This window comes from Pseudomonas sp. UBA5568 (assembly GCF_002425525.1).
In the GTDB taxonomy this organism is placed as follows: domain Bacteria; phylum Pseudomonadota; class Gammaproteobacteria; order Pseudomonadales; family Pseudomonadaceae; genus Aquipseudomonas; species Aquipseudomonas fulva.
Window position 1 is genome coordinate 56,144 of record NZ_DIMK01000043.1, and the last position, 23,437, is coordinate 79,580.

Annotated in this window: 18 protein-coding genes; 10 read left to right on the forward strand and 8 right to left on the reverse strand. The window is 61.5% G+C overall.

The window, feature by feature from the left end; genetic code table 11:
• The first annotated feature begins 81 nt into the window (after window positions 1–81).
• On the forward strand, window positions 82–1,167 hold the full coding sequence (glnL, locus tag B2S33_RS13555) for a nitrogen regulation protein NR(II) (protein WP_027914073.1): 1,086 nt from the start codon (window positions 82–84) through the stop codon (window positions 1,165–1,167).
• Entirely contained in the window at window positions 1,164–2,606 is a 1,443-nt protein-coding gene (gene ntrC, locus B2S33_RS13560; protein ID WP_027914074.1) for a nitrogen regulation protein NR(I), read from the forward strand. Before glnL ends, ntrC begins: the two co-directional genes overlap by 4 nt.
• A gap of 295 nt (window positions 2,607–2,901) precedes the next feature.
• Here the strand turns inward: ntrC and B2S33_RS13565 are convergent, their stop codons facing one another.
• Window positions 2,902–3,339 carry a hypothetical protein gene (locus tag B2S33_RS13565; protein WP_288650481.1) on the reverse strand — a complete coding sequence of 146 codons (438 nt, stop codon included), beginning with the start codon at window positions 3,337–3,339 and terminating at the stop codon, window positions 2,902–2,904.
• Here B2S33_RS13565 and trmL point away from each other — a divergent pair.
• Window positions 3,338–3,799: a tRNA (uridine(34)/cytosine(34)/5-carboxymethylaminomethyluridine(34)-2'-O)-methyltransferase TrmL gene (trmL, locus tag B2S33_RS13570; protein ID WP_027914076.1), complete on the forward strand. Its 462-nt coding sequence runs from the start codon at window positions 3,338–3,340 to the stop codon at window positions 3,797–3,799. The two genes, B2S33_RS13565 and trmL, sit on opposite strands and share 2 nt — an antisense overlap.
• A 106-nt stretch (window positions 3,800–3,905) precedes the next feature.
• On the opposite strand, the gene secB is transcribed toward trmL, so the two are convergent.
• From secB to B2S33_RS13585, 3 genes are read right to left on the reverse strand one after another with little or no spacing between them, the layout of a single operon-like run.
• On the reverse strand, window positions 3,906–4,391 hold the full coding sequence (gene secB / locus B2S33_RS13575) for a protein-export chaperone SecB (RefSeq protein ID WP_023532907.1): 486 nt from the start codon (window positions 4,389–4,391) through the stop codon (window positions 3,906–3,908).
• Between the two features lie 41 nt (window positions 4,392–4,432).
• Complete coding sequence (gene grxC, locus B2S33_RS13580) at window positions 4,433–4,687, reverse strand: glutaredoxin 3 (protein ID WP_027914077.1); 255 nt, start codon at window positions 4,685–4,687, stop codon at window positions 4,433–4,435.
• 1 nt (window position 4,688) lies between these two features.
• Window positions 4,689–5,102 (reverse strand): rhodanese-like domain-containing protein, encoded by a 414-nt coding sequence (locus B2S33_RS13585; RefSeq protein WP_023532978.1) that lies wholly within the window; start codon window positions 5,100–5,102, stop codon window positions 4,689–4,691.
• A gap of 208 nt (window positions 5,103–5,310) precedes the next feature.
• Here B2S33_RS13585 and gpmI point away from each other — a divergent pair, with 208 nt between their 5' ends.
• The 4 genes from gpmI to B2S33_RS13605 all read left to right on the forward strand — a co-directional run bounded on the left by gpmI (window position 5,311) and on the right by B2S33_RS13605 (window position 10,436).
• Entirely contained in the window at window positions 5,311–6,846 is a 1,536-nt protein-coding gene (gpmI, locus tag B2S33_RS13590; protein WP_027914078.1) for a 2,3-bisphosphoglycerate-independent phosphoglycerate mutase, read from the forward strand.
• A gap of 120 nt (window positions 6,847–6,966) precedes the next feature.
• The gene (locus tag B2S33_RS13595; RefSeq protein ID WP_288650482.1) at window positions 6,967–8,268 is read left to right on the forward strand and encodes a murein hydrolase activator EnvC family protein; all 1,302 of its coding nucleotides are present in this window, start codon (window positions 6,967–6,969) and stop codon (window positions 8,266–8,268) included.
• 76 nt (window positions 8,269–8,344) lie between these two features.
• On the forward strand, window positions 8,345–9,661 hold the full coding sequence (locus tag B2S33_RS13600; RefSeq protein ID WP_023533072.1) for a S41 family peptidase: 1,317 nt from the start codon (window positions 8,345–8,347) through the stop codon (window positions 9,659–9,661).
• A gap of 7 nt (window positions 9,662–9,668) precedes the next feature.
• Entirely contained in the window at window positions 9,669–10,436 is a 768-nt protein-coding gene (locus B2S33_RS13605; RefSeq protein WP_027914080.1) for a divergent polysaccharide deacetylase family protein, read from the forward strand.
• A gap of 129 nt (window positions 10,437–10,565) precedes the next feature.
• Here B2S33_RS13605 and B2S33_RS13610 read toward each other — a convergent pair whose 3' ends face one another.
• Both B2S33_RS13610 and B2S33_RS13615 read right to left on the reverse strand, forming a co-directional pair.
• Window positions 10,566–15,218 (reverse strand): dermonecrotic toxin domain-containing protein, encoded by a 4,653-nt coding sequence (locus tag B2S33_RS13610; RefSeq protein ID WP_288650484.1) that lies wholly within the window; start codon window positions 15,216–15,218, stop codon window positions 10,566–10,568.
• Between the two features lie 85 nt (window positions 15,219–15,303).
• A complete protein-coding gene (locus B2S33_RS13615; protein WP_110606980.1) occupies window positions 15,304–17,307 on the reverse strand; it encodes a BCCT family transporter in 2,004 nt (667 codons plus the stop codon).
• Between the two features lie 475 nt (window positions 17,308–17,782).
• On the opposite strand from B2S33_RS13615, the gene betI reads away from it, so the two are divergent.
• The 3 genes from betI (at window position 17,783) to betA (ending at window position 21,784) form a co-directional block, all read left to right on the forward strand.
• Window positions 17,783–18,436 carry a transcriptional regulator BetI gene (gene betI, locus B2S33_RS13620; protein ID WP_023533018.1) on the forward strand — a complete coding sequence of 218 codons (654 nt, stop codon included), beginning with the start codon at window positions 17,783–17,785 and terminating at the stop codon, window positions 18,434–18,436.
• A 38-nt stretch (window positions 18,437–18,474) separates the two neighbouring features.
• Complete coding sequence (betB, locus tag B2S33_RS13625; protein ID WP_023532870.1) at window positions 18,475–19,947, forward strand: betaine-aldehyde dehydrogenase; 1,473 nt, start codon at window positions 18,475–18,477, stop codon at window positions 19,945–19,947.
• Window positions 19,948–20,092: 145 nt separating this feature from the next.
• Window positions 20,093–21,784, forward strand: coding sequence for a choline dehydrogenase (gene betA / locus B2S33_RS13630; protein ID WP_288650486.1), 1,692 nt, complete (start codon window positions 20,093–20,095; stop codon window positions 21,782–21,784).
• A 40-nt stretch (window positions 21,785–21,824) separates the two neighbouring features.
• Here betA and hisF read toward each other — a convergent pair whose 3' ends face one another.
• Both hisF and hisA read right to left on the reverse strand, forming a co-directional pair.
• Window positions 21,825–22,595, reverse strand: a complete 771-nt coding sequence (gene hisF / locus B2S33_RS13635) for an imidazole glycerol phosphate synthase subunit HisF (RefSeq protein ID WP_027914085.1) — start codon at window positions 22,593–22,595, stop codon at window positions 21,825–21,827.
• An 84-nt stretch (window positions 22,596–22,679) separates the two neighbouring features.
• Window positions 22,680–23,429: a 1-(5-phosphoribosyl)-5-[(5-phosphoribosylamino)methylideneamino]imidazole-4-carboxamide isomerase gene (hisA, locus tag B2S33_RS13640; RefSeq protein ID WP_023533011.1), complete on the reverse strand. Its 750-nt coding sequence runs from the start codon at window positions 23,427–23,429 to the stop codon at window positions 22,680–22,682.
• Between the last annotated feature and the right edge of the window lie 8 nt (window positions 23,430–23,437).

A 23,437-nucleotide genomic window follows, 5' to 3' on the forward strand; every position in this document is an offset into this window, starting at 1 on the left:
AGACCAACAGCAACCACTGGATGTGTCGCGCACAGCGCGGCTCCTTTGCCAGCAAGCACCGAAAGAGGTCGACGCCGCACCATGACCATCAGTGATGCACAACACCGTCTGCTTCTGGACAACCTGACCACGGCCACGCTGCTGCTCAACGCCGAGCTGCGGCTGGAATACATGAACCCGGCCGCCGAAATGCTGCTGGCCGTCAGTGGCCAGCGCAGCCACGGGCAGTTCATCAGCGAGCTGTTCACCGAGTCCACCGAAGCGTTGAGCTCGCTGCGCCAGGCCGTGGAGCAGGCACACCCCTTTACCAAGCGTGAAGCCCAGTTGACCTCGCTGACGGGGCAGACCATCACGGTGGACTATGCCGTTACACCGATCCTGCACCTGAGCCAGACCCTGCTGCTGCTGGAGGTCCACCCACGCGATCGCCTCCTGCGCATCACCAAGGAAGAAGCCCAGCTAAGCAAGCAGGAGACCACCAAGATGCTGGTGCGCGGCTTGGCCCATGAGATCAAGAACCCCTTGGGCGGCATCCGCGGTGCAGCACAATTGCTGGCGCGTCAGTTACCCGAAGAGAGCTTGCGCGATTACACCAACGTGATCATCGAAGAAGCTGACCGCCTGCGTAACCTGGTCGATCGCATGCTGGGCTCGAACAAGCTGCCATCGCTGGCCATGACCAACATCCACGAGGTGCTGGAGCGGGTATGCAGCCTGGTGGAGGCCGAGAGCCAGGGCTGCATCACCCTGGCGCGTGACTATGACCCTAGCCTTCCGGACGTGCTGATCGACCGCGAACAGATGATCCAGGCTGTGCTCAACATCGTGCGCAACGCCATGCAGGCCATCAGCTCGCAAAATGAGCTGCGCCTGGGCCGCATCACCTTGCGCAGCCGGGCACTGCGCCAGTTCACCATCGGTCACGTGCGCCATCGCCTGGTGGCGCGCGTCGAGATCATCGACAACGGCCCCGGCATCCCTGCCGAGCTGCAGGACACCCTTTTCTATCCCATGGTCAGTGGTCGCCCGGACGGTACCGGCCTGGGCCTGGCCATTACCCAAAACATCATCAGTCAGCACCAGGGGCTGATCGAGTGTGAAAGCCACGCAGGTCACACCGCCTTCTCTATCTATCTGCCCCTGGAACAAGGAGCCACCGCCTCATGAGCCGAAGTGAAACCGTATGGATCGTCGACGATGATCGCTCCATTCGCTGGGTCCTTGAAAAAGCCCTGCAACAGGAAGGGATGACCACCCAGAGCTTCGACAGTGCCGAGGGCGTCATGGGCCGACTGGCCCGTCAGCAGCCTGACGTGATCATTTCCGACATCCGCATGCCTGGCTCCAGTGGTCTGGAGCTGTTGGCGCAGATACGCGACCAGCACCCGCGCCTGCCGGTCATCATCATGACCGCGCACTCGGACCTGGACAGCGCCGTGGCGTCGTACCAGGGCGGTGCTTTCGAGTACTTGCCCAAACCTTTCGATGTGGATGAAGCGGTTGCCCTGGTCAAGCGTGCCAACCAGCACGCCCAGGAGCAGCAAGGGTTGGAAGTGCCACAAAACCTGGCGCGCACCCCTGAAATCATCGGTGAAGCGCCGGCGATGCAAGAGGTGTTCCGCGCCATCGGCCGTCTGAGCCATTCCAACATCACCGTGCTGATCAATGGCGAGTCCGGTACGGGCAAGGAATTGGTCGCCCACGCGCTGCATCGGCACAGCCCGCGCGCAGCCGCCCCCTTCATCGCCCTGAACATGGCGGCGATCCCCAAGGACCTGATGGAGTCGGAGCTGTTTGGCCATGAAAAAGGCGCTTTCACCGGCGCGGCCAACCTGCGTCGAGGGCGCTTCGAACAAGCGGACGGCGGCACGCTGTTTCTCGATGAGATCGGCGACATGCCGGCCGATACCCAGACGCGCCTGCTGCGTGTGTTGGCCGACGGCGAGTTCTATCGCGTAGGCGGCCACATTCCGGTCAAGGTCGACGTGCGCATCATTGCTGCTACCCATCAGAACCTGGAAGCGCTGGTGCAGGCCGGAAAGTTCCGCGAGGACTTGTTCCATCGCCTGAACGTCATCCGCATTCATATCCCTCGGTTGGCGGACCGCCGTGAAGACATTCCCGCCCTTGCCCGCCACTTCCTGGCCCGGGCGGCCCAGGAGCTATCGGTAGAACCCAAGGTACTCAAGCCAGAGACCGAGGAGTTCATCCGCAACCTGCCATGGCCGGGCAACGTGCGCCAGATGGAAAACACCTGCCGCTGGATCACGGTAATGGCTTCGAGCCGTGAGGTATTGATCGGCGACCTGCCACCTGAGTTGTTGAATCTGCCACAGGATGCCGCACCGGTTACCAACTGGGAGCAAGCACTGCGCCAGTGGGCGGACCAGGCACTGGCGCGCGGGCAGACCAGCCTGCTTGACAGCGCCGTTCCGAGTTTCGAGCGCATCATGATCGAGACGGCCCTCAAGCACACCGCCGGGCGGCGCCGAGATGCGGCACTGTTGCTGGGATGGGGTCGCAATACCTTGACGCGCAAGATCAAGGAACTAGGCATGAACGTAGCCGGTGGTGACGAAGAGGAAGGTGAAGACCACCAGGCGTAGACGACTGCAGAACACCTGAAAAGGGCCGCTTCGCGGCCCTTTTTCATTTAGGCGCATGGTTGCACCGTTTCTGTGCCAGACGCACCGCCCGAAGGCACAAATGGCCGCAAACACTGGCCGTTTTCCCCTTTTCACCCTGTTATAGCGGGGCTCAGAAGTTGGCACGGCACCTGCAACAGGACAGATAACATCCGTTTCGGGGGCCCTGGTACAGGCAGGCCAGGTGACCCCTCTTTTATTCGCTCACGCACACGTTTCGGGGACCTTGGTACAGGCAGGCCGGGAATCCCCTCTTTTATTCGCGCAGGTCCACCTGCACCCGCCAGCGTCCAGACACTTCTTCACTGGACCAGTGGCCCTGCAGCGTACGCGCAGCCACCACCGTCAACAGCAGGCCCTCCTGGCTGTCCTGCACCCGCCAGCTGACCGGCTTGCCACGCACGGTCAACTGCCCTCGCTGGGAGCGGCCCTTGGCCTGAAACAGCAACGCCACGGTACCTTCCACGTTCTCCCCATGCAGCTTGGGTTCTGCGTTGAACCACAACACCAACCCATCTTGCGCCACGCTCACCTGCTGCAGCTCGCGCTCCACGGGCGCGGTCAGACGGCCAATCATCAAACCGATCATCACGCCCACGATTGCCAGTGAAAGCATCACCCGGGGGAAGGCTTTCGATCGCACGTCCGGTTCAGGGGTAGAATGCTCACCATCTTCATGCTTGGAGCCGTGCATGTTTCACGTCATCCTTTTTCAACCCGAAATTCCACCCAATACGGGCAACATCATTCGCCTGTGCGCCAACAGCGGGTGCGCGCTGCACTTGATCGAGCCCATCAGCTTCGAACTGGACGACAAGCGCTTGCGCCGCGCAGGCCTCGATTACCACGAGTATGCCACGCTCAAGCGCCACCCGAGCTTGGCGCACTGCCTGGAAAGCCTGGGCCAGCCAAGGCTCTTCGCCTTCACGACCAAGGGTTCGCACCCTTTCCATGAAGTGGCCTACCAGCCTGGCGACGCATTTCTGTTTGGCCCCGAAAGCCGCGGCCTGCCGACGGATGTACTGGACAGCCTGCCCGCCGAACAACGACTGCGACTGCCCATGCGCCCCGGGTGCCGGAGCCTGAACCTGTCCAACACGGTAGCTGTGACGGTGTACGAAGCCTGGCGTCAGAACGGGTTTGCCGGTAGCTGACTTAGCGTCAGGCAGCCGCGCAATGCTCTACGGGGCCTGCCGGCGTGGGGCTGTACGCCAGACAAACAAAAAGCGCCACTGAGGGCGCTTTTGGTGAAGCGGGCGATCACTGCACGGTGGGTGCTTCGCCGGCTTCCTGCATACGCTGCATTTCTTGCGCATACAGCGCGTCGAAATTGACCGGCGACAGCATCAGGGCCGGGAAAGAACCACGGGTCACCAGGCTGTCCAGGGTTTCGCGAGCATACGGGAACAGGATGTTCGGGCAGAACGCACCCAGGGTGTGGCTCATCGACTCGGCATCCAGGTTCTTGATCAGGAAGATACCCGCCTGTTGCACTTCGGCGATGAAGGCGACTTCGTCACCGTTCTTGACCGTCACCGACAGGGTCAGCACCACTTCGTGGAAGTCACCTTCCAGGGCCTTCTGCTTGGTGTTCAGGTCCAGCCCGACGCTCGGCTCCCAGGTCTGACGGAAGATCTGCGGGCTTTTCGGGGCTTCGAACGACAAGTCACGCACATAGATGCGCTGCATCGAGAACTGAGGGCTGTTGTCTTCTGCAGCAGCGCCGGTGGTCTGTTGGTCAGTCATGGCAGATCCTTATCCTAATGTTTGGGAATGCAGTGCAAAAATCAGTCGGCCAGCAGTGCGTCGAGCTTACCGGCGCCCTCCAGGGCATGCAGTTCATCGCAGCCACCGACGTGGGTGCTGCCGATCCAGATCTGCGGCACGGAGGTGCGGCCGGCCTTCTGGGTCATCTCAGCGCGAACCTGCGGCTTGCCATCGACCTTGATTTCCTGGAATGCCACACCCTTGCTTTGGAGCAGGTACTTGGCACGCATGCAGTAGGGGCAGTAGTCGCTGGAATAGACGATGACAGGCTTCATATCACTTCACCAAAGGCAGGTTGTCGGCTTTCCAGCTGGAAACGCCACCGCTGAGCTTGGCAGCGTTGTAACCAGCCTTGAGCAGGTCGCGGCACACGGTGCCGGCATGTTGACCCATCGCGTCCACCACGATCAGGGTCTTGTCCTTGTGCTTTTCGAGCTCGGTCATGCGGGTGGCCAGCTTGTCCTGGGGGATGCTGAGCGCACCGACGATGTGACCGGCAGCATATTCCTTGGCCGGGCGGATATCGATCACCAGCCCTTTGTCGGCGTTGACCAGGGCGGTGAGTTGCCCATTGCTCAGGCTCTGCCCGCCACGGCGGATTTCGTTGACCAGCAAGGCCGCCAGCAGAACGACGAAGATCGCCACCAGGAGGTAGTGGTTTGTCGCGAATTGAATCAGGTTAGCAACCATCTGGGGTGTTCCACGCGATTGAAAATGCCGGCCAGTATACACACCAGCCCGGTGCCACCAAAGCCTGACCGGAGCGCCGATCAAGCGCCGTTACACATTGCCGCATGGGTGCACCGGTCGGGTTCGAGGACGATTATTCGCCCATACCCGGCGCATTTGCCCTAAAATGCGTGTCTTTATCATCTTTGAACAACCGTGAGTTTGATTGATGACGAGCACGCCCAAACCCCTGGTCCTGATCATCCTGGACGGCTTCGGTTACAGCGAAAGCCCTGAATACAATGCCATCCACGCCGCCAATACGCCGGTGTACGACCGCTTGCAGGCTACCCAGCCGCACGGCCTGATTTCCGGTTCGGGCATGGATGTCGGCCTGCCGGATGGCCAGATGGGCAACTCCGAGGTCGGCCACATGAACCTGGGCGCCGGGCGCGTCGTTTACCAGGACTTCACCCGCGTCACCAAGGCCATTCGTGACGGCGAGTTCTTCACCAACCCGGTGCTCACGGGTGCGGTCGATGCGGCGGCGGGCGCTGGCAAGGCCGTGCACATTCTCGGCCTGCTGTCCGACGGTGGCGTTCACAGCCACCAGGACCACCTCGTTGCCATGGCCGAGCTGGCTGCGCAGCGTGGTGCCGAAAAAATCTACCTGCACGCCTTCCTCGATGGCCGCGACACCCCGCCGCGCAGCGCCCAATCCTCCATCGAGCTGCTTGACGCCACCTTCGCCCGGCTGGGCAAAGGCCGCATCGCCAGCCTCATCGGCCGCTACTTCGCCATGGACCGCGACAACCGCTGGGACCGGGTGAGCGCCGCTTACAACCTGATCGTCGACAGTGACGCGCAATACACTGCCGATACTGCCCTGGCCGGCCTTGAAGCAGCCTACGCCCGCGATGAGAGCGATGAGTTCGTCAAGGCCACGCGCATCGGCGAGCCCGTCAAGGTCGAAGATGGCGATGCGGTGATCTTCATGAACTTCCGCGCCGACCGCGCCCGCGAGTTGTCGCGCGTGTTCGTCGAGCCTGACTTCAACGAGTTCCCGCGCGCGCGCCTGCCGAAAGTGGCGGCGTACATCGGCCTGACCCAATACTCGGCCAAGATCCCGGCGCCGGCCGCCTTCGCGCCGGCCAGCCTGCACAACGTACTGGGCGAATACCTGGCGAACAACGGCAAGACCCAACTGCGCATCGCCGAGACCGAAAAGTACGCGCATGTCACCTTCTTCTTCTCGGGCGGGCGCGAAGAGCCATTCGAAGGCGAAGAGCGCATCCTCATCCCATCGCCCAAGGTCGCCACCTATGACCTGCAGCCGGAAATGAGCGCGCCCGAGGTCACCGACCGTATCGTCGAAGCCATCGAGCAGCAGCGCCACGACGTGATCGTGGTGAACTACGCGAACGGTGACATGGTTGGCCATACCGGTGTGTTCGATGCGGCAGTCAAGGCCGTCGAGGCCCTGGATGGTTGCATGGGCCGCATCGTCGCGGCGCTTGAAAAGGTTGGCGGCGAAGCGCTCATCACGGCCGACCATGGCAACGTCGAGCAAATGGAAGACGAATCCACCGGCCAGGCGCACACCGCGCACACCACCGAGCCAGTACCGTTCATCTATGTAGGCAAGCGCAACCTCAAGGTCCGCGAAGGCGGCGTGCTGGCAGACGTGGCACCGACCATGCTCAAGCTGCTGGGGCTGGAGAAGCCTGCCGAGATGACAGGCACTTCCATCCTGATCGACGCCTGACGGTCATGCCACACGCCACACGAAGCACGTGCCGGTTCACGGCCCCTTCCTGTGGCGTGTAGCGTGCAGCCTGCCGCTCATTCATACTAGGCCAGTCTCCATCCCCGGTATGCCAAACCCATGCTTCGCGCCCTGATCCTTCTCGCCTTGTCTTGCCTGCTTACCCCGGCGTTCGCCGATGAGCGCGCACAGACCCAGCAGCAACTGGACGCCACCCGCCAGGACATCGCCGAACTCAAGAAAACCTTGGGCAAGCTCCAGGAAGAAAAGGCAGGTGTGCAGAAAGACCTAAAGGCCACCGAAACCGACATCGGCAACCTGGAAAAGCAGGTGGAGGCCCTGCAGCAGCAACTAAAAAAGACCGAAGGCGAGCTGGAGCGCCTTGATACCGAGAAAAAAAAACTCCAGAGCGCCCGCGTTGAACAACAGCGGCTGATCGCCATTCAGGCCCGTTCGGCCTATCAGAACGGCCGTGAGGAATACCTCAAGCTGCTGCTCAACCAGCAGAACCCCGAAAAATTTGCGCGAACGCTCACCTACTACGATTACCTCAGCAAGGCACGCCTGGAGCAACTGCGCGCCTTCAATGACACCTTGCGCCAACTGGCCGGTGTGGAACGCGACATCGGCAGTCAACAAGCGCAATTGCTGGCCCAGCGCGCCGACCTCGACACCCGCCGTCAGGCGCTGGAAGTCGAGCGGGGCAAGCGCCGCGAGGTGCTGGCCAAACTCAACGGCGATGTGAAAGACCGCGACCAGAAGTTGCGCGCCCGCGAGCAGGACCAGGCCGACCTCTCCAAGGTGCTCAAGACCATCGAGGAAACCCTGGCCCGCCAGGCGCGTGAAGCCGAGCAGGCTCGTCGACGCGCACTGCTGGCCCAGCAGGAAGCGGAAAAACGCCGCCAGCAAGAGGCACTCGCCGCCGCAGCCCGGGACAAGGCACCCGAGCCGGTCGAGCCACCTCGCAAGGCCCGCGCGACCCTCGGGCCCATGGTTTCGAGCGACGGTGCCAGTTATGGCGGTGCATTTTCTGCTTCCCGCGGAAAACTTCCATGGCCAGTCAATGGTCGATTGCTGGCACGCTTCGGGGATGCCCGCGGCGGTGATTCACGCGCCAAGTGGGACGGGGTGATGATCAGTGCCAACCCCGGTACCCAGGTGCGGGCTGTCCATGGAGGCCGTGTGGTGTTCGCCGACTGGTTGCGTGGCGCCGGTCTTCTGGTCATTCTCGACCATGGCAATGGTTACCTGAGCCTGTATGGCCATAACCAGAGCCTGCTCAAGAGCGCCGGTGACGTCGTCAAGGCGGGCGAAGCCATTTCGACAGTCGGCGACAGTGGTGGCCAGGAGGCTGCCGGTCTGTATTTCGCCATCCGCCAGCAGGGCCGGCCTTCCGACCCCTCTCAGTGGTGCCGCGGCTAGTCAAACTTATGTGGCGCAGCGTGTGCTGTGCCCATGCTCCGAAGGGAGCGTCTACAGGATCAGGAGTTCGTTCGACATGCTGCACTCGCCCCGTCTTACCCAGCTGGCCCTGTCCATCGCCCTGGCGGTCGGCGCACCCCTGGCCGTTGCCGCAGAGCCGACCAAGGCGGCAGCCGTGCCGGCCACAGAGGTAACGGCCAAGGCGCCGCTGCCGCTTGAAGAGCTGCGCACTTTCGCTGAAGTCATGGACCGCATCAAGGCGGCCTATGTCGAGCCTGTCGATGACAAGACCCTGCTGGAAAACGCCATCAAGGGCATGCTCAGCAACCTTGATCCCCACTCGGCCTACCTGGGCCCTGAAGATTTCCAGGAGCTTCAGGAAAGTACCAGTGGTGAATTTGGCGGCCTGGGCATAGAAGTCGGCCAGGAAGACGGCTTCATCAAGGTCGTCTCGCCCATCGATGACACGCCGGCGTCCAAGGCTGGTGTCCAGGCGGGGGACCTGATCGTCAAGATCAACGGCGCACCGACACGTGGCCAGACCATGACCGAAGCCGTGGACAAGATGCGCGGCAAGGTGGGCGACAAGATCACCCTGACGCTGGTGCGCGACGGGGGTACGCCGTTCGATGTGACGCTGGCCCGTGCAGTCATTCAGGTCAAGAGCGTCAAGAGCCAGCTGCTTGAGAACGACTACGGCTACATCCGCATCACCCAGTTCCAGGTCAAGACCGGCGACGAAGTGGGCAAGGCCTTGGCCAAGCTGCGCAAGGACAACGGCAAGAAGCTGCGTGGCGTGATCCTGGACCTGCGCAACAACCCGGGGGGCGTGTTGCAGTCGGCGGTGGAAGTGGCTGACCATTTCCTGACCAAGGGCTTGATCGTGTACACCAAAGGGCGGATCGCCAATTCCGAGCTGCGCTTCTCGGCTGACCCCGCCGATGCCAGCGAAGGTGTGCCACTGGTGGTGTTGATCAACGGCGGCAGTGCCTCGGCCTCGGAAATCGTTGCGGGCGCCTTGCAGGACCAGAAGCGCGGCGTGCTGATGGGCACCGACAGTTTTGGCAAGGGCTCGGTCCAGACAGTGCTGCCACTGGCCAACGACCGTGCGCTGAAACTGACCACTGCCCTGTACTTCACCCCCAACGGTCGCTCCATCCAGGCCCAGGGTATCGTGCCGGACATCGAGGTCCGCCAGGCCAAGCTTACGGCCGAAGCGGACAACGACAACTTCAAGGAAGCCGACCTGCAAGGGCACCTGGGTAACGGCAATGGTGGCGCCGACCGCCCCACAGGCAGCAGCAAGCGCAAGGAGCGGCCTCAGGACAACGACTTCCAGCTGAGCCAGGCCCTGAGTCTGCTCAAGGGCCTGAACATCACCAAAGGCAGCTGAGCCACCCATGCGTTATTTGCTGTATCTGCTGATCGGGCTGGTGGCGGGCGTGGCGCACGCAGCGCCCACCGGCCAGGCGTACATGAGCATCATCATCGATGACCTGGGTCAGAGCCCCGAACGCGACAGCCGAACCCTGGCGCTGCCGGGGCCGGTGACCATGGCCATCATGCCTGACACCCCGCATGCCACCGACTTCGCCCGCCAAGCGCACAAGGCGGGTAAAACCGTCATCCTGCACATGCCCATGGACCCGGCTACCGGGCCCTATGCCTGGCACCCCGGCGTGCCGCTGGCCGAGCTTGCCAGGCGTCTTGATGCAGCCTTGGCCAAGGTGCCTTATGCCGCTGGTGTGAACAACCACATGGGCAGCCGTATGACTGCACAACGCGACGCCATGACCTGGTTGATGGGCGAGCTACAGCGACGCGACCTGTTCTTCGTCGACAGCCGCACTAGCGCCGCGACCGTGGCCGCGGCACAAGCTCAGGCACAGGGTACGGCGAACGTGTCCAGGGATGTGTTTCTGGATGACGAGCGCACGCCAGAGGCAATCACGCGCCAACTGCACCAAGGCATCGCCCTGGCGCGCAAGCAGGGGTCAGCGGTGCTGATTGGCCACCCGTATCCACAAACCCTCGAAGTGCTGGAGCGCGAGCTACCCACCCTCGCGCGACAGGGTGTGAAGCTGATCAACCTGCAACAGATGATTGCTGAACGAAGCAACCTGGCCATGCCCGCCCACGGCAAGCAAGGCCGTTACAGCAATCGTTGAGCGGGCGTCGCGTGCGGGCCTGCGAAGCGAGTCGAGCGCGTGCCTTCATGCCAGCGCAGGCACGTCGGTGACGTCTGAACCCTGCCCCCCGGGCGGCGAACAGAGCACAGGCCATCACAGTCAACAGCGTTACCCGAATGGAATGATGCCCTCGACATCGCCTTTGCGTAGCTGGCCACGGTAGATGGAGAGCACTTCCTGTTTCTTCGCGGCCCGCAACACGGCTTGATGCCCAAGCCTGCGCTGCTCCCACAATTTCAGATGCCCTCGAGAAAATTCTCGATCCGGCGTGTCGACGGCGGGGTAGTGAAAGTGAGCCTCCCAGATAGGCTTGCCTGACGCCCGTTTGATCTCGTAGGTGTCCAAGTAATCGTTTGCTCCCAACGGCACCCTGCGATCGGCTTGACTAATGCTGATCTCACCCAGTCCGTGAAGGAACTTGAGCGCGTTCAAGGTAGGGGTCTTGCAGGTCAGGTAATACGTCTTGAGCAGCTCCTGACGATGGTCTTCGAGCTCGGTGATTGCATGCTCGATTCGCCCTCTCAACGCACTCTCGGCATCCGTTCGGGGCAAAAGCGCCAGATTGCTTTCGAGGTCTTTGACGTGCTGATCGACAATCGTGGTCAATCCCAGGGGCTCATTCTTGGCGAAAAATTTCCTTGCCATCGCAACCGTGGCATCAACGCCATCGATCAGCTTCTGCGCTTGTCGGCGCAGTTCGCTTAGCCTTATGGCAGGGCCAGGCGAATGTTCGGTCGTGCCTAAGGGCTCGATCTCTTGCCACTGGCTATTCTGCCGGCGAAAGGTTCGCAACACCTTCGCATGACTGTCCACTTGCTGCACCACGGGCAGGCCTGCGTCGTCGACGCTCTCGACACCCACAACGTTACGTCCCTGCTGGGTCCTGACCATTCGACGCACACCGCCACGCGGCGCATAGACGGGAGCGCGTGGTGCAGAGGTCTTGGTCTGCTCGACCTCACGAAGATTGGCCTGCATTTCCTCGTTGGCCAACAGCTTCAACCGGCGTAGCTCTTCCAGATACTGCTGGAGCTTATCGAGCCGGATAGCTTCAGGTTTGGCGCCGGCCAGGTATTGCGCCCTGCCAATGGTCTCTTCGTACGCATCGATCACGTCATTGAGCACAGCGACTCGCTCTTCGCCAGACAGGCTACTGCCAGCCAATTCACCATGTGCACTGCCCGCACTCTTGAGTGCCTTTCCAACCAACATTTCGTTGTACTCGTTGATCTGCTTTTCAGAGGCGCCCCGGAGACGATCAACTGACAGTTCGCCGAGGTCTTCAAGCAGTCGAAACTCAAGATCAATGGCGTTCAATTGGCGCTGTTGAATGATTCGGGTCAGTTCAAGATGCTTGTTTTCGCTCTTGCCATCCTCGTCCTGGAACACAATGTCATTGTCGGCTCGGGTGCTCTCAAGTAGAGGATCAAGTTTAGCGGCCAAGGCCAGCATGTCTTTGGCCCACTGCGTCACGCGTTCGAGCGAGGCGGTCAATTGCTTGTAGCGTTGCTGCTCCTGCTCAGTGGTAGGGAGGACTGCGATTTCCTCAAGCTGTGCGTCTATGGACTCCTCATTGATCATATCCGCCAGCAAGTTGTAATACATCTCGCAGGACCTCAACAGGCCACGTCGGATAATACTGCGTTGATACGCTACCGTGGTCGAGACGAGCTGACTGGAAGGTCTTACCGATCCGCCCGACATGAGCAGAGCGTCGTGCTCGCTGTCGTGTTTGATGAGTGCGTCCAGGTCTTTGCACACATACTGGCGCTGCCCCCTTCTGACTTGGCGCAGTAGACTGATCATTTCCAGCTGCTGTGCATCGGGCGTTTCGACTCGCTCGAGTTCCTCAAGTTTTTCGGTGGTCTTATCCACTTCAGAAGCATGTCGGTCATAGGTCTCGGCCAATGTTTCGCGCGCATACGTCAAGCGCGCATCCTCTTCACGCATGCTCTCTTCGCGGCGCATGTTCTCTTCGCGCACAAGCTGAAGACGGCTCTTGGGCATACCGCCGAGCAAGCGTTGGCCCGAGTCGATACGCCACGCTCCCCCCACATACCTCAACCACGGGCCAGGCTGGCCCTGCGCATCAACGATCCGCACACCCTCGGTATCAACCGATACAGCAAAGGTGCCCATCAGCATTTTTGCGTAGCGCTGCCCATCGACCGTGTAAAGACCTGCGGCCTCCCCGCTGGAAGCGGGCGAGTGCTCTTCCAGATCGATCTGCACGCGCAACCCCAAGACCTTGCTGCGCATTTCGGCCGGCAAGGCATTGAACCCTTCCCCACCAGAGAAGGAGAAATCCATGATCGCCTGCGGCTTGGTGACCGGCCCAGGAAGGTAGACTTTGCCTTGCATGGGCATATCGGCATCGGCCAGCAGTGGGAGTGTCGACCCCGGCGCCAACGTTGAAGGGCGTATGGCATCGGGTAACTCTACCGGCTTGGCGGCAGTTTTTGGTCCGAACACATGCCCCAGTGCCATTACCAGGTTGAGCACGATATCCACAATGGCAGCCGAGCGCTCGAACGCCGTACCTTCTCGGATGGCTTTTTCGTCGGCCGCCGCGGCATTGAGCGTTTGGACCATCCAGGCTATGGCGCCGACGGGCCCTGTTACCACCATAGAAGCGACATCGAACAGCAACCAGGCACCTTGAGTGAGAATCGCCCACTGGCTTTCTGCGTTGGAAACCGAGCTGCGCTCGGCCAAATCGACCAGCAAATCGCGGTTGGCTCTGTACAGCTTGAGATCGACAGCATCCAACCAAGGCTTGGCCCAGAACTGAGCAGGCGCTACACGCCCGGGCAAGATCGAGGTATCGATGATCGAATGCCCCAGATGAGGCTCGCTGAAGCCGCCGTGGTCGTAGACCGGACGCACTTCAGGCGTGAGCCAGTCAAGGATGCTGGTCTGCAGCTCAGCATCGTCGCGCACCTGAGCCATCAAAGCGTCCGTACTGGTGAATTCCAGCACGGCCTTCCCGCCGTAGAGGGGCCTGTACAGCACAACGGTCCCTGGGGTTTGATTGACCAAGACATACATGCCATGCACCCGATCGTATTGCTCACTGTCCGGCGCACGTCGCAATGCGAACGGCATCAGTGTGCTGGCCGGTTGCGCTGCGTCCAGCCTACCGCCGCAATAATCGGAAATAGCCTGCAGGCCGATTTCGCTCAACTGTTGCGTCAATTTCGCCAGCAAGGCGCTATTGAGCAATGCGCTTCGCCATTCTCCTGCGAAGCGTTTGACCCGCTCAGGTTGGCGCTGCGCGTCGTCGAGATGGGTGACCACATACGCTGGGTAAGTAGCACCGATGTCTACTCGCCAGACAAGCTGCTTGAGGTAATCAACGGTCAACCAATCCATGATCAGCTGATCTTCACGGTGGCCGATGGCGGTGATGGTCGCTTGCCCGAGCGAACTCAGGTTACCAATGGCAAACTCCGTCAACGTGATAGTGCGCTTTTCCACAACGCCGTCGCCGGCGCCTGTACCTGCCCCGCCAGGAACCCCGTAGGCAGTGCTCAATTCCAGAAGCACATCATCGGGAAAGTAATTGGCATCAACCGGATGGTCCTGCAACAGCTGCTTTCGCAATTGCTGACTGGTGTAGCTGTGAAGATCGAGAATCCCGGACAGTGCCCCTTCCCCGTCCGAGTCGGCCTGGGCCAGGGCAATTTCGAAAAAGGCGCTCTGGCAAGCGAAGCTATCGGCTGCTGCCACCCGAAATACACCTACCGGCGCTTTCTGGAAATCGGACGGGTCGACATAACCTTCGATGAACCATTGCGCAGGATCGCTCAATGCAAAGTAGGCGTTTTCCAACTGCGTGACGTCGGTCAATGGCGCCTTGTACAGGTCGTTCACTTGCCCCAGCATGAGTTCCTGCATCATGGCCGTTTGCTGCGCAAAGGGATCCCCTTCAAGCTCATGCCGATGCCAGGCCATCTCTAGCTCGTCCACAAGGCCGGGATATTCCTGCTGCAGGGCCTGCGCGAACTCATCCAGCGTGTCGAACGCCCAGACCACGCCGGACGGTTTGCACCACAGCACTGTCTCACCCTCATCCCACTGCCCTTGCACGATAAGATCGGGCAGGAATCGGCTAACGGTGGTGTTCTGATAGGGGCGGGTCATCTCCACCATGAACACCGTCGGCCGCTCACTGGGGCTGCCCAAGAGTCCACGCAAACATGCCTGCTGCCGAGCGCTCAAGCCTTGAAGTGACAGGTTGTGCAGCAGCGCCGTCTTCAAGACCAGTTGCAGCCAGCGGTCACGGCTGACCCCCATGCTGCCGACAGCACGCCAGTACTCGACCTGCGCCGCGTTGAAGTAGCCATCCAGTAAAAGCAGCAGGTCTTCGAAGGCAGGTTGCAGAGCGAAGAGATCGATTTGATCGCCCTCTGCTGTCTCGAACGGATCTGGGATGGCGAAGAAATGTTTGCCGTCGAGCAGCAGATACTGGTTGAAATTGGCCACTGGCGCGAAGTCCAGCACCCGGTTGTGCAGCTTTGCCTTGAGGATCTCGTCCACGAGCGGAAGGGTCGATACGCTTTGCCCATCGGGGTTAGCTCTGACCAGGCTCAGCTGGTTGGCATCCTTGAGCGTGGGGCGATGGACGGCGATCAGGGGGTAGTGCTCGATCAGCAGACCCATGATCTGCCGGCTGGCTACTTGCCGTAATGTAGGCCTGCCTGAAAATTGCGCGTTGACCTGGGCTTTGAGGTCGTATGAAGCGGCTCGAGCGGTGGGCATGGTGGGCCTCCTTGAATCGGGAGACCCACCGTAGCCACGCACGTGTGGTCATCGGCCGTACATATTGCTAGGCCAGGACCAAGCGTCAGCTGTATACCCGCCCCAACACTTGCCGATGGCTCTCGAACTGGTCCAGTACATCGCGCACGATCTGTTCAGGCGCAAAGCCCATCAGGTCATACTCCTGGCTACCGTCGTGCAAATACACTTCGGCACGGTAGAAGCGTTGCCGTACCTCGGGCTCACCTTCGACCGGGGCTTCTGTCGGTGCAGCCATGTAGCCGTCGAGGCTGACTTCATAGACGAAGGGGTTACCTTCTTCCATCATCACCCGCAGGCCCATCATGTTGCGCGATTGGCCGACCCGGGTCTCGACGTCGAATCCCTGGGTTTGCAACTGAGCCGCAGCATCCTTCAGCGCAGGGCTGACCTGCTTGTCCATGAAGCGCTGCACCACAGCCTGGGTCGGTTGCAGTTCGAGCTGGGTCAGGCGCTCACTGAAGCCTCGACGGCCACGTGCGGCCAGTTCGGCCCGCTCCTGCTCCATGGTCACGTCCTGTCGCATGGCCTTGTACAAGCCGAACATGAACAGCACCAGCACCACCGAGAACGGCAGGCCTGCCAGTACCACCATGGTCTGCATGGCTTCGAAGTTGCCGGCGAACAACAGGCCGATGGTGACCAGGGTGATGATCACCGACCAGAACACCACCATCCAGTGCGGGGCGTCCTCGTCGACCTTGCCGCCTTTGCACGACAGGTTGGCCATCATGACTGCGCCGGAATCCGCTGGGGTCAGGAACAGGACGAAGCCCACGAACACGGCCACGCCGATCACGATCTTCGCGGCCGGGAAATATTCCAGCAGCTGGTAGATCGACATGGACGGCTGCTCGAGGGCGGTCTTGCCCAGTTCGACGGCGCCATGGTTGATCACCAGGTCCAAGGCTGTGTTGCCGAAGATCGACAGCCACGCCAGGGTGAAGCCCAGCGGGATCAACAGCACACCGCTGACCAGCTGGCGCACGGTACGGCCCTTGGAGATCCGGGCAATGAACATCCCCACGAACGGTCCCCAGGAAATCCACCAGGCCCAATAGAACACTGTCCACAGGCCCAACCAGCGCTCTGACTTGCCCGACTCACCCTCATACACATAAAGGTCGAAGGTTTTCAGCACGATGCCGTTGAGGTAGTCGCCCACGTTCTGCACGAAGCCGTTGAGCAGGTGCAGGGTCTGGCCGCCCAGCAGTACGAAGATCAGCAGCCCGCTGAACAGCGCGATGTTCAGGTTGGACAGGCGGCGGATGCCGTTTTCCACACCCGAGACCGCCGCCACCGTGGCAACGCCAGCCATTACCAGGATCACTACCAGCAGGTTGGTCTTGCTGTGGTCCATGCCGAACAGGTATTCGAGCCCCGATGCGACCTGCATCGAGCCGATCCCGAGGTTGGTGACCAGGCCCAGCAGGGTCACGAACATGCCGAAGATATCCACAGCGTTGCCGGCAGCGCCCTTGACCCAGCGCTCGCCTACCAGTGGATAGAGTGCCGAGCGCAGTGCCAGCGGCTGGTTGTGACGGTAGGCGAAGTACCCCACGGCCAAGCCCACCAGGGCGTAGATCGCCCAGCCGTGCAGGCCCCAGTGCAGGAACGTCAGTTGCAGGCCCTGACGCGCCGCTTCCAGGCTGGCCGGCGTGCCTTCGGGCGGATTGAAATAGTGATCCAGTGGCTCGGATGCGCCGAAGTACAACAGCGAAATACCGATGCCCGACGAGAACAGCATGCCGGCCCAGGCGCCATAGCTGAAGTCAGGCTGATCTTCCTTGCCGCCCAGCTTGAGCTTGCCGTAGTCGGAAAACGCCAGGTAGATGACGAACAGCAAGTAGCCGCAGATCACCAGCATGTAGTACCAGCCGAAACTGCGCGTCAGCCACTGCTGGGCGACGCCCAGTACGCGGCCGGCAGTTTCAGGAACAGCGATAAGCAAGGCAGTCAGAACGAGGATCATCAGCGCCGAGGTGTAGAACACCACGCGGTTGACCCGTACCCTCTCGGCGGGGGGTTTGGTTAGTGAGGCAGAACTCATTGCAAGAAGGCTCCGGGCAGAACGGCAGTGGAGGCTAATCGGTCTTCCTGAGCATTTGGTGGAATACCCCCACTGCATCAGGTGTTATAAAAGCACCCTGGGAATCGCGGTTTCGAACCGATCCGCTGCAACACATACGCCGTTACCACCGCTTCAAACTGCTGCGCACGGTTGCACATGCGCGCATTGGTCACAGGGATATCGCCCGATCCTGAGGCATGTCGCAGGTTTTTCACGCTGCGACGGCGTCTGCGTCCTTTATCGATCGCCCCCTTACAAGCCTTGCCGGCTCTGGGTTTGCGCGATTTCCTAAGGTTTTAATCGATGCCGCTGGCGCCGCCACATGGGCTGTCAATGGCACAAATTGTCGCAGAGCTTATTCTTTATTGATTGAACGTTCAATCAAAACAAAATAGACTGGTCTTCGCCGAGTGAGACGCTTGTCGTCTGCTGGCAGACCTGAGGAGAAAGCAAGATGCCCAAGGTCGGTATGCAACCCATCCGCCGTCAGCAGTTGATCGAAGCCACGCTACAGGCGGTCGATCAGGTCGGTCTGGGGGACGCCAGCATTGCGCTCATTGCCCGTTTGGCCGGCGTGTCGAACGGCATCATCAGTCACTACTTTCGGGACAAGAACGGCCTGATCGCAGCGACGATGGGCTACATCATGAGCATGCTCAACGAAGGCGTGCGAGCGCGCCGCCAGGCGTTGACGGACGATGCGCCGCGCGCCCACCTGAAAGTGATCATCGAGGGCAACTTCGATGCCAGCCAGGTGAATGGCCCGGCGATGAAAACCTGGTTGGCTTTCTGGGCTTCCAGCATGCACCAGCCCGATCTGCACAGATTGCAACGGATCAATGACCACCGTTTGTACTCCAACCTGTGTTGCCAGTTTCGCCGCGTGCTGCCGCTTTACCATGCACGCAAGGCAGCCCGCGGGCTGGCGGCCCTGATCGACGGCCTGTGGCTGCGTGGCGCCTTGTCGGGGGATGCCTTCGACACTGACCAGGCGATACGGATCGCTTACGAATACATGGATCTACAACTGGCCAAGCAGCACACACTGGGCACCGACCCCGCTGCTGAAAAACGGCGCACGGCCTCTGCCAGCACGGCAGGAGCGTGACGCCCGGCCTACTCACACATTGCACTTGCGAGGACACTATGGCCCGTTTCGGAACGCAAAAACTCTACATCGATGGCGGTTATGTCGACGCTGGCACCGATGCCACCTTCGAAGCCATCAACCCGGCTACCGGCGAAGTGCTTGCCCACGTGCAACGCGCCACCGAAGCTGACGTCGAGAAGGCTGTCGAAAGCGCCGAGCGCGGCCAGAAAGTGTGGGCGGCCATGACCGCCATGCAGCGCTCGCGCATCCTGCGCCGCGCCGTGGACATCCTGCGCGAACGCAACGACGAGCTGGCCATGCTGGAAACCCTGGACACCGGCAAGTCCTACTCCGAAACACGCTACGTCGACATCGTCACCGGCGCCGACGTACTGGAATACTACGCAGGCCTGGTCCCTGCCATCGAAGGCGAGCAGATTCCGCTGCGCGAATCGTCCTTCGTCTACACCCGCCGCGAACCGCTGGGCGTGACCGCAGGTATCGGTGCCTGGAACTACCCGATCCAGATCGCCCTGTGGAAATCCGCACCGGCCCTGGCTGCCGGCAACGCGATGATCTTCAAGCCGTCGGAAGTCACTTCGCTGACCACCCTCAAGCTGGCCGAGATCTACACCGAGGCCGGCCTGCCGGACGGCGTGTTCAACGTACTGACCGGCAGCGGCCGCGAAGTCGGCAGCTGGCTGACCGAGCACCCGCGCATCGAGAAGATCTCCTTCACCGGCGGCACCACCACCGGCAAGAAGGTCATGGCCAGCGCCTCGAGCTCCTCGCTCAAGGAAGTGACCATGGAGCTGGGCGGCAAGTCGCCGCTGATCATCTGCGCCGACGCCGACCTGGACAAGGCCGCCGACATCGCCATGATGGCCAACTTCTACAGCTCGGGCCAGGTATGCACCAACGGTACCCGCGTGTTCATCCCAGCCGAGCACAAGGCCGCTTTCGAAGCCAAGATTCTCGAGCGCGTGGCGCGCATCCGTGCCGGCAACCCGGAAGATGAAAACACCAACTTCGGCCCGCTGGTCAGCTTCCAGCACATGGAAAGCGTGCTGGGCTACATCGCCAAGGGCAAGGAAGAAGGTGCCCGCGTACTGTGTGGCGGCGAGCGCCTGACCGAAGGCGACTTCGGCAAGGGTGCCTTCGTGGCCCCGACCGTGTTCACCGATTGCCGCGACGACATGACCATCGTCAAGGAAGAGATTTTCGGCCCGGTCATGAGCATCCTCAGCTACGAGACCGAGGAAGAAGTGATCCGCCGCGCCAACGACACCGAATACGGCCTGGCAGCCGGCGTGTGCACCAATGACCTGAACCGTGCCCACCGCATCATCCACCAGCTTGAAGCGGGCATTTGCTGGATCAACGCCTGGGGCGAGTCCGCAGCCGAAATGCCGGTGGGTGGCTACAAGCAATCGGGCGTTGGTCGCGAGAACGGCATCAGCTCGCTGGCCCAATACACCCGCATCAAGTCGGTACAGGTCGAGCTGGGCGACTACGCGTCGGTCTTCTGACCGCCCGTAGCACGCCAGCCCATGCTGCAGGACAGCGCCGGTCGTTGACCGACCGGCCCTTGCAGCACTCATCCATTTGCGCGTGAGGCCAGCTGCACCCAGGTGCAGCGCCAGACGCGCAACTGCTTCCGGAGGAAGCTTCCCCATGGAATACGATTACATCATCGTTGGTGCCGGCTCTGCCGGTAACACCCTGGCTACTCGCCTTACCGAAGACGCAGGCACCACCGTACTGCTGCTCGAAGCGGGCGGCCCTGACTATCGCTTCGACTTCCGCACCCAGATGCCAGCCGCCCTGGCCTTCCCGCTGCAAGGCCGCCGCTACAACTGGGCCTACGAGACCGACCCGGAGCCGCACATGGACGGCCGCCGCATGGAATGTGGCCGTGGCAAGGGCCTGGGTGGCTCCTCGCTGATCAACGGCATGTGCTACATCCGCGGCAACGCCCTGGACTTCGATGGCTGGGCTGAGCTGCCAGGCCTGGAAGACTGGGCCTACCTGGACTGCCTGCCGTACTTCCGCAAGGCCGAAACCCGCGACATCGGCCCCAACAACTATCACGGTGGCGACGGCCCGTTGAGCGTGGCCACGCCCAAGGCGGGTAACAACCCGCTGTTCAACGCCATGGTCGAAGCTGGCGTACAGGCCGGCTACCCGCGCACCGAAGACCTCAACGGCTACCAGCAAGAAGGCTTCGGCCCGATGGACCGTTCGGTGACCAAGAATGGCCGCCGCTCCAGCACTGCCCGCGGTTACCTGGACCAGGCCAAGAAACGCCCCAACCTGACCATCGTGACTCACGCCCTGAGCGACCGCGTACTGTTCGACGGTAAGCGCGCCATTGGTGTGAGCTACCTGGTGGGCGACAGCGAAGAGCGCGTCGAAGCACGCGCGCGCAAGGAAGTGATCGTCAGCTCCGGCGCCATCGCCACGCCGCAACTGCTGCAGCGCTCCGGTGTAGGCCCGCGCGCCCTGCTCGAAAGCCTGGACATCCCGGTCGTTCACGACCTGCCAGGGGTTGGCGAAAACCTGCAGGATCACCTGGAACTGTACCTTCAGTACGCGTGCACCCAGCCCGTATCGCTGTACCCATCGCTGCTGTGGTGGAACCAGCCGGCCATCGGCGCGGAGTGGCTGTTCAACGGTACCGGTATCGGGGCCAGCAACCAGTTCGAGGCCGGCGGTTTCATTCGCTCGCGCCCTGAATTCAAATGGCCGAACATCCAGTACCACTTCCTGCCGGTTGCCATCAATTACAACGGCTCCAAGGGCGTCAAGGAACATGGCTTCCAGGCGCACATGGGCTCGATGCGCTCGCCTAGCCGCGGCCGCGTGCAGGTCAAGTCCAAGGACCCACGCCAGCACCCGAGCATCCTGTTCAACTACATGGCCACCGAGCAGGACTGGGAAGAATTCCGTGACGGTATTCGCCTGACCCGCGAAATCATGGCCCAGCCGGCGCTGGACCCGTACCGCGGTCGCGAAATCAGCCCAGGCGCGCATGTGCAGACCGATGAAGAGCTGGACAAATTCATCCGGGAGCACGCCGAAACCGCCTACCACCCATCCTGCTCGTGCAAGATGGGTACCGACGACATGGCGGTGGTCGATGGCGAAGGCCGCGTGCATGGCATGCAGGGCCTGCGTGTAGTGGATGCCTCGATCATGCCGATCATCATCACCGGCAACCTCAACGCCACCACCATCATGATTGCCGAGAAAATCTCGGACAAGATCCGTGGTCGCAAGCCGTTGCCGCGCAGCACTGCCAAGTACTACGTGGCCAACGACGCGCCGGTCAAAGGCAAGCCCATGCGCGAAGTGAAGCAGGGCTGATCAGCAAAAGGGGCTGCCTGGCAGCCCCTTTTTTTTCGGATCAGCGAACGACGATTCCGCGCGCTGCCATATAGGCCTTGGCCTCAGGCACCGTGTACTCCCCAAAATGGAAGATGCTGGCAGCCAACACGGCACTGGCATGCCCTTGCAAGATGCCATCGGCCAGGTGCTGAAGGTTACCCACCCCGCCCGAGGCGATCACCGGGATGCTCAACGCATCGCTGATGGCACGGGTCACGCCCAGGTCGAACCCGTTCTTCATGCCATCCTGGTCCATGCTGGTCAGCAGGATCTCGCCCGCGCCCAGGCCTTCCATCTTCTTGGCCCACTCTACCGCGTCCAAACCGGTCGGCTTGCGTCCGCCGTGGGTGAAGATTTCCCAGCGCGGCGTTTCGCCAGGGCCGGATACCTGCTTGGCATCGATGGCCACGACAATGCACTGCGAGCCGAAACGGTCGGCGGCCTCGCCCACGAATTCCGGGTTGAACACGGCGGCAGTATTGATCGACACCTTGTCGGCACCGGCATTGAGCAGGTTGCGGATGTCCTGCACGGTACGCACGCCACCACCGACGGTCAGCGGGATGAAGACCTGGCTGGCCATGCGCTCGACTGTGTGCAGCGTGGTGTCGCGGCCGTCAACGCTGGCCGTGATATCGAGGAACGTGATTTCGTCCGCACCCTGCTCGTTGTAGCGCCGGGCGATTTCAACCGGGTCACCGGCATCGCGGATGTTCTCGAACTTGACGCCCTTGACCACACGGCCGTTGTCCACGTCCAGGCAAGGGATGATGCGTTTAGCTAAAGCCATGAGAGGGCTCCTGGGAAGCAACTGCAAGCTGCAAGCTTGGGGCGGCAAGGGATACGCACCGAACGGGCCCCTTGCCGCAGACACTTAGCGCTGGCCAATGCTCGGGTAGGTGTCACAGAAGGCCTGGGCCTCGGCGACGTCGAGGGTGCCCTCATAGATGGCACGGCCGGTGATGGCGCCAATGATGCCAGGCGCATTGGCCTGTAGCAGTGCCTTGATGTCGCCCAGGTTGTGAATGCCGCCCGAGGCGATTACCGGTATCGACGTGGCTTCTGCCAGGGCCTTGGTGAAGGGCACGTTGCAGCCCTGCATCATGCCGTCCTTGGCGATGTCGGTGTAGACGATCGCCGAGACGCCATCGGCCTCGAAGCGCTTGGCCAGGTCAATGACCTGCACCGTGCTCACCTCAGCCCAGCCGTCGGTGGCGACGAAACCGTCCTTGGCGTCCAGGCCGACGATGACCTTGCCGGGGAAGGCCTTGCAGGCCTCGGCCACGAACTCAGGCTGCTTCACCGCCTTGGTGCCGATGATCACGTAGCTGACGCCAGCCTTGACGTAGTGCTCGATGGTTTCCAGCGAGCGAATGCCGCCACCGATCTGGATCGGCAGGGTCGGGTAGCGCTTGGCGATGGCGGTGACCACTTCACCGTTGACCGGCTGGCCTTCGAAGGCACCGTTGAGGTCGACCAGGTGCAGGCGACGGCAGCCGCCCTCGACCCACTTGGCGGCCATGCTCACCGGGTCATCGGAAAATACCGTGGAATCTTCCATACGGCCCTGGCGCAGACGCACGCAGGCACCGTCCTTCAGATCGATAGCGGGGATAATCAGCATCTTGGGAA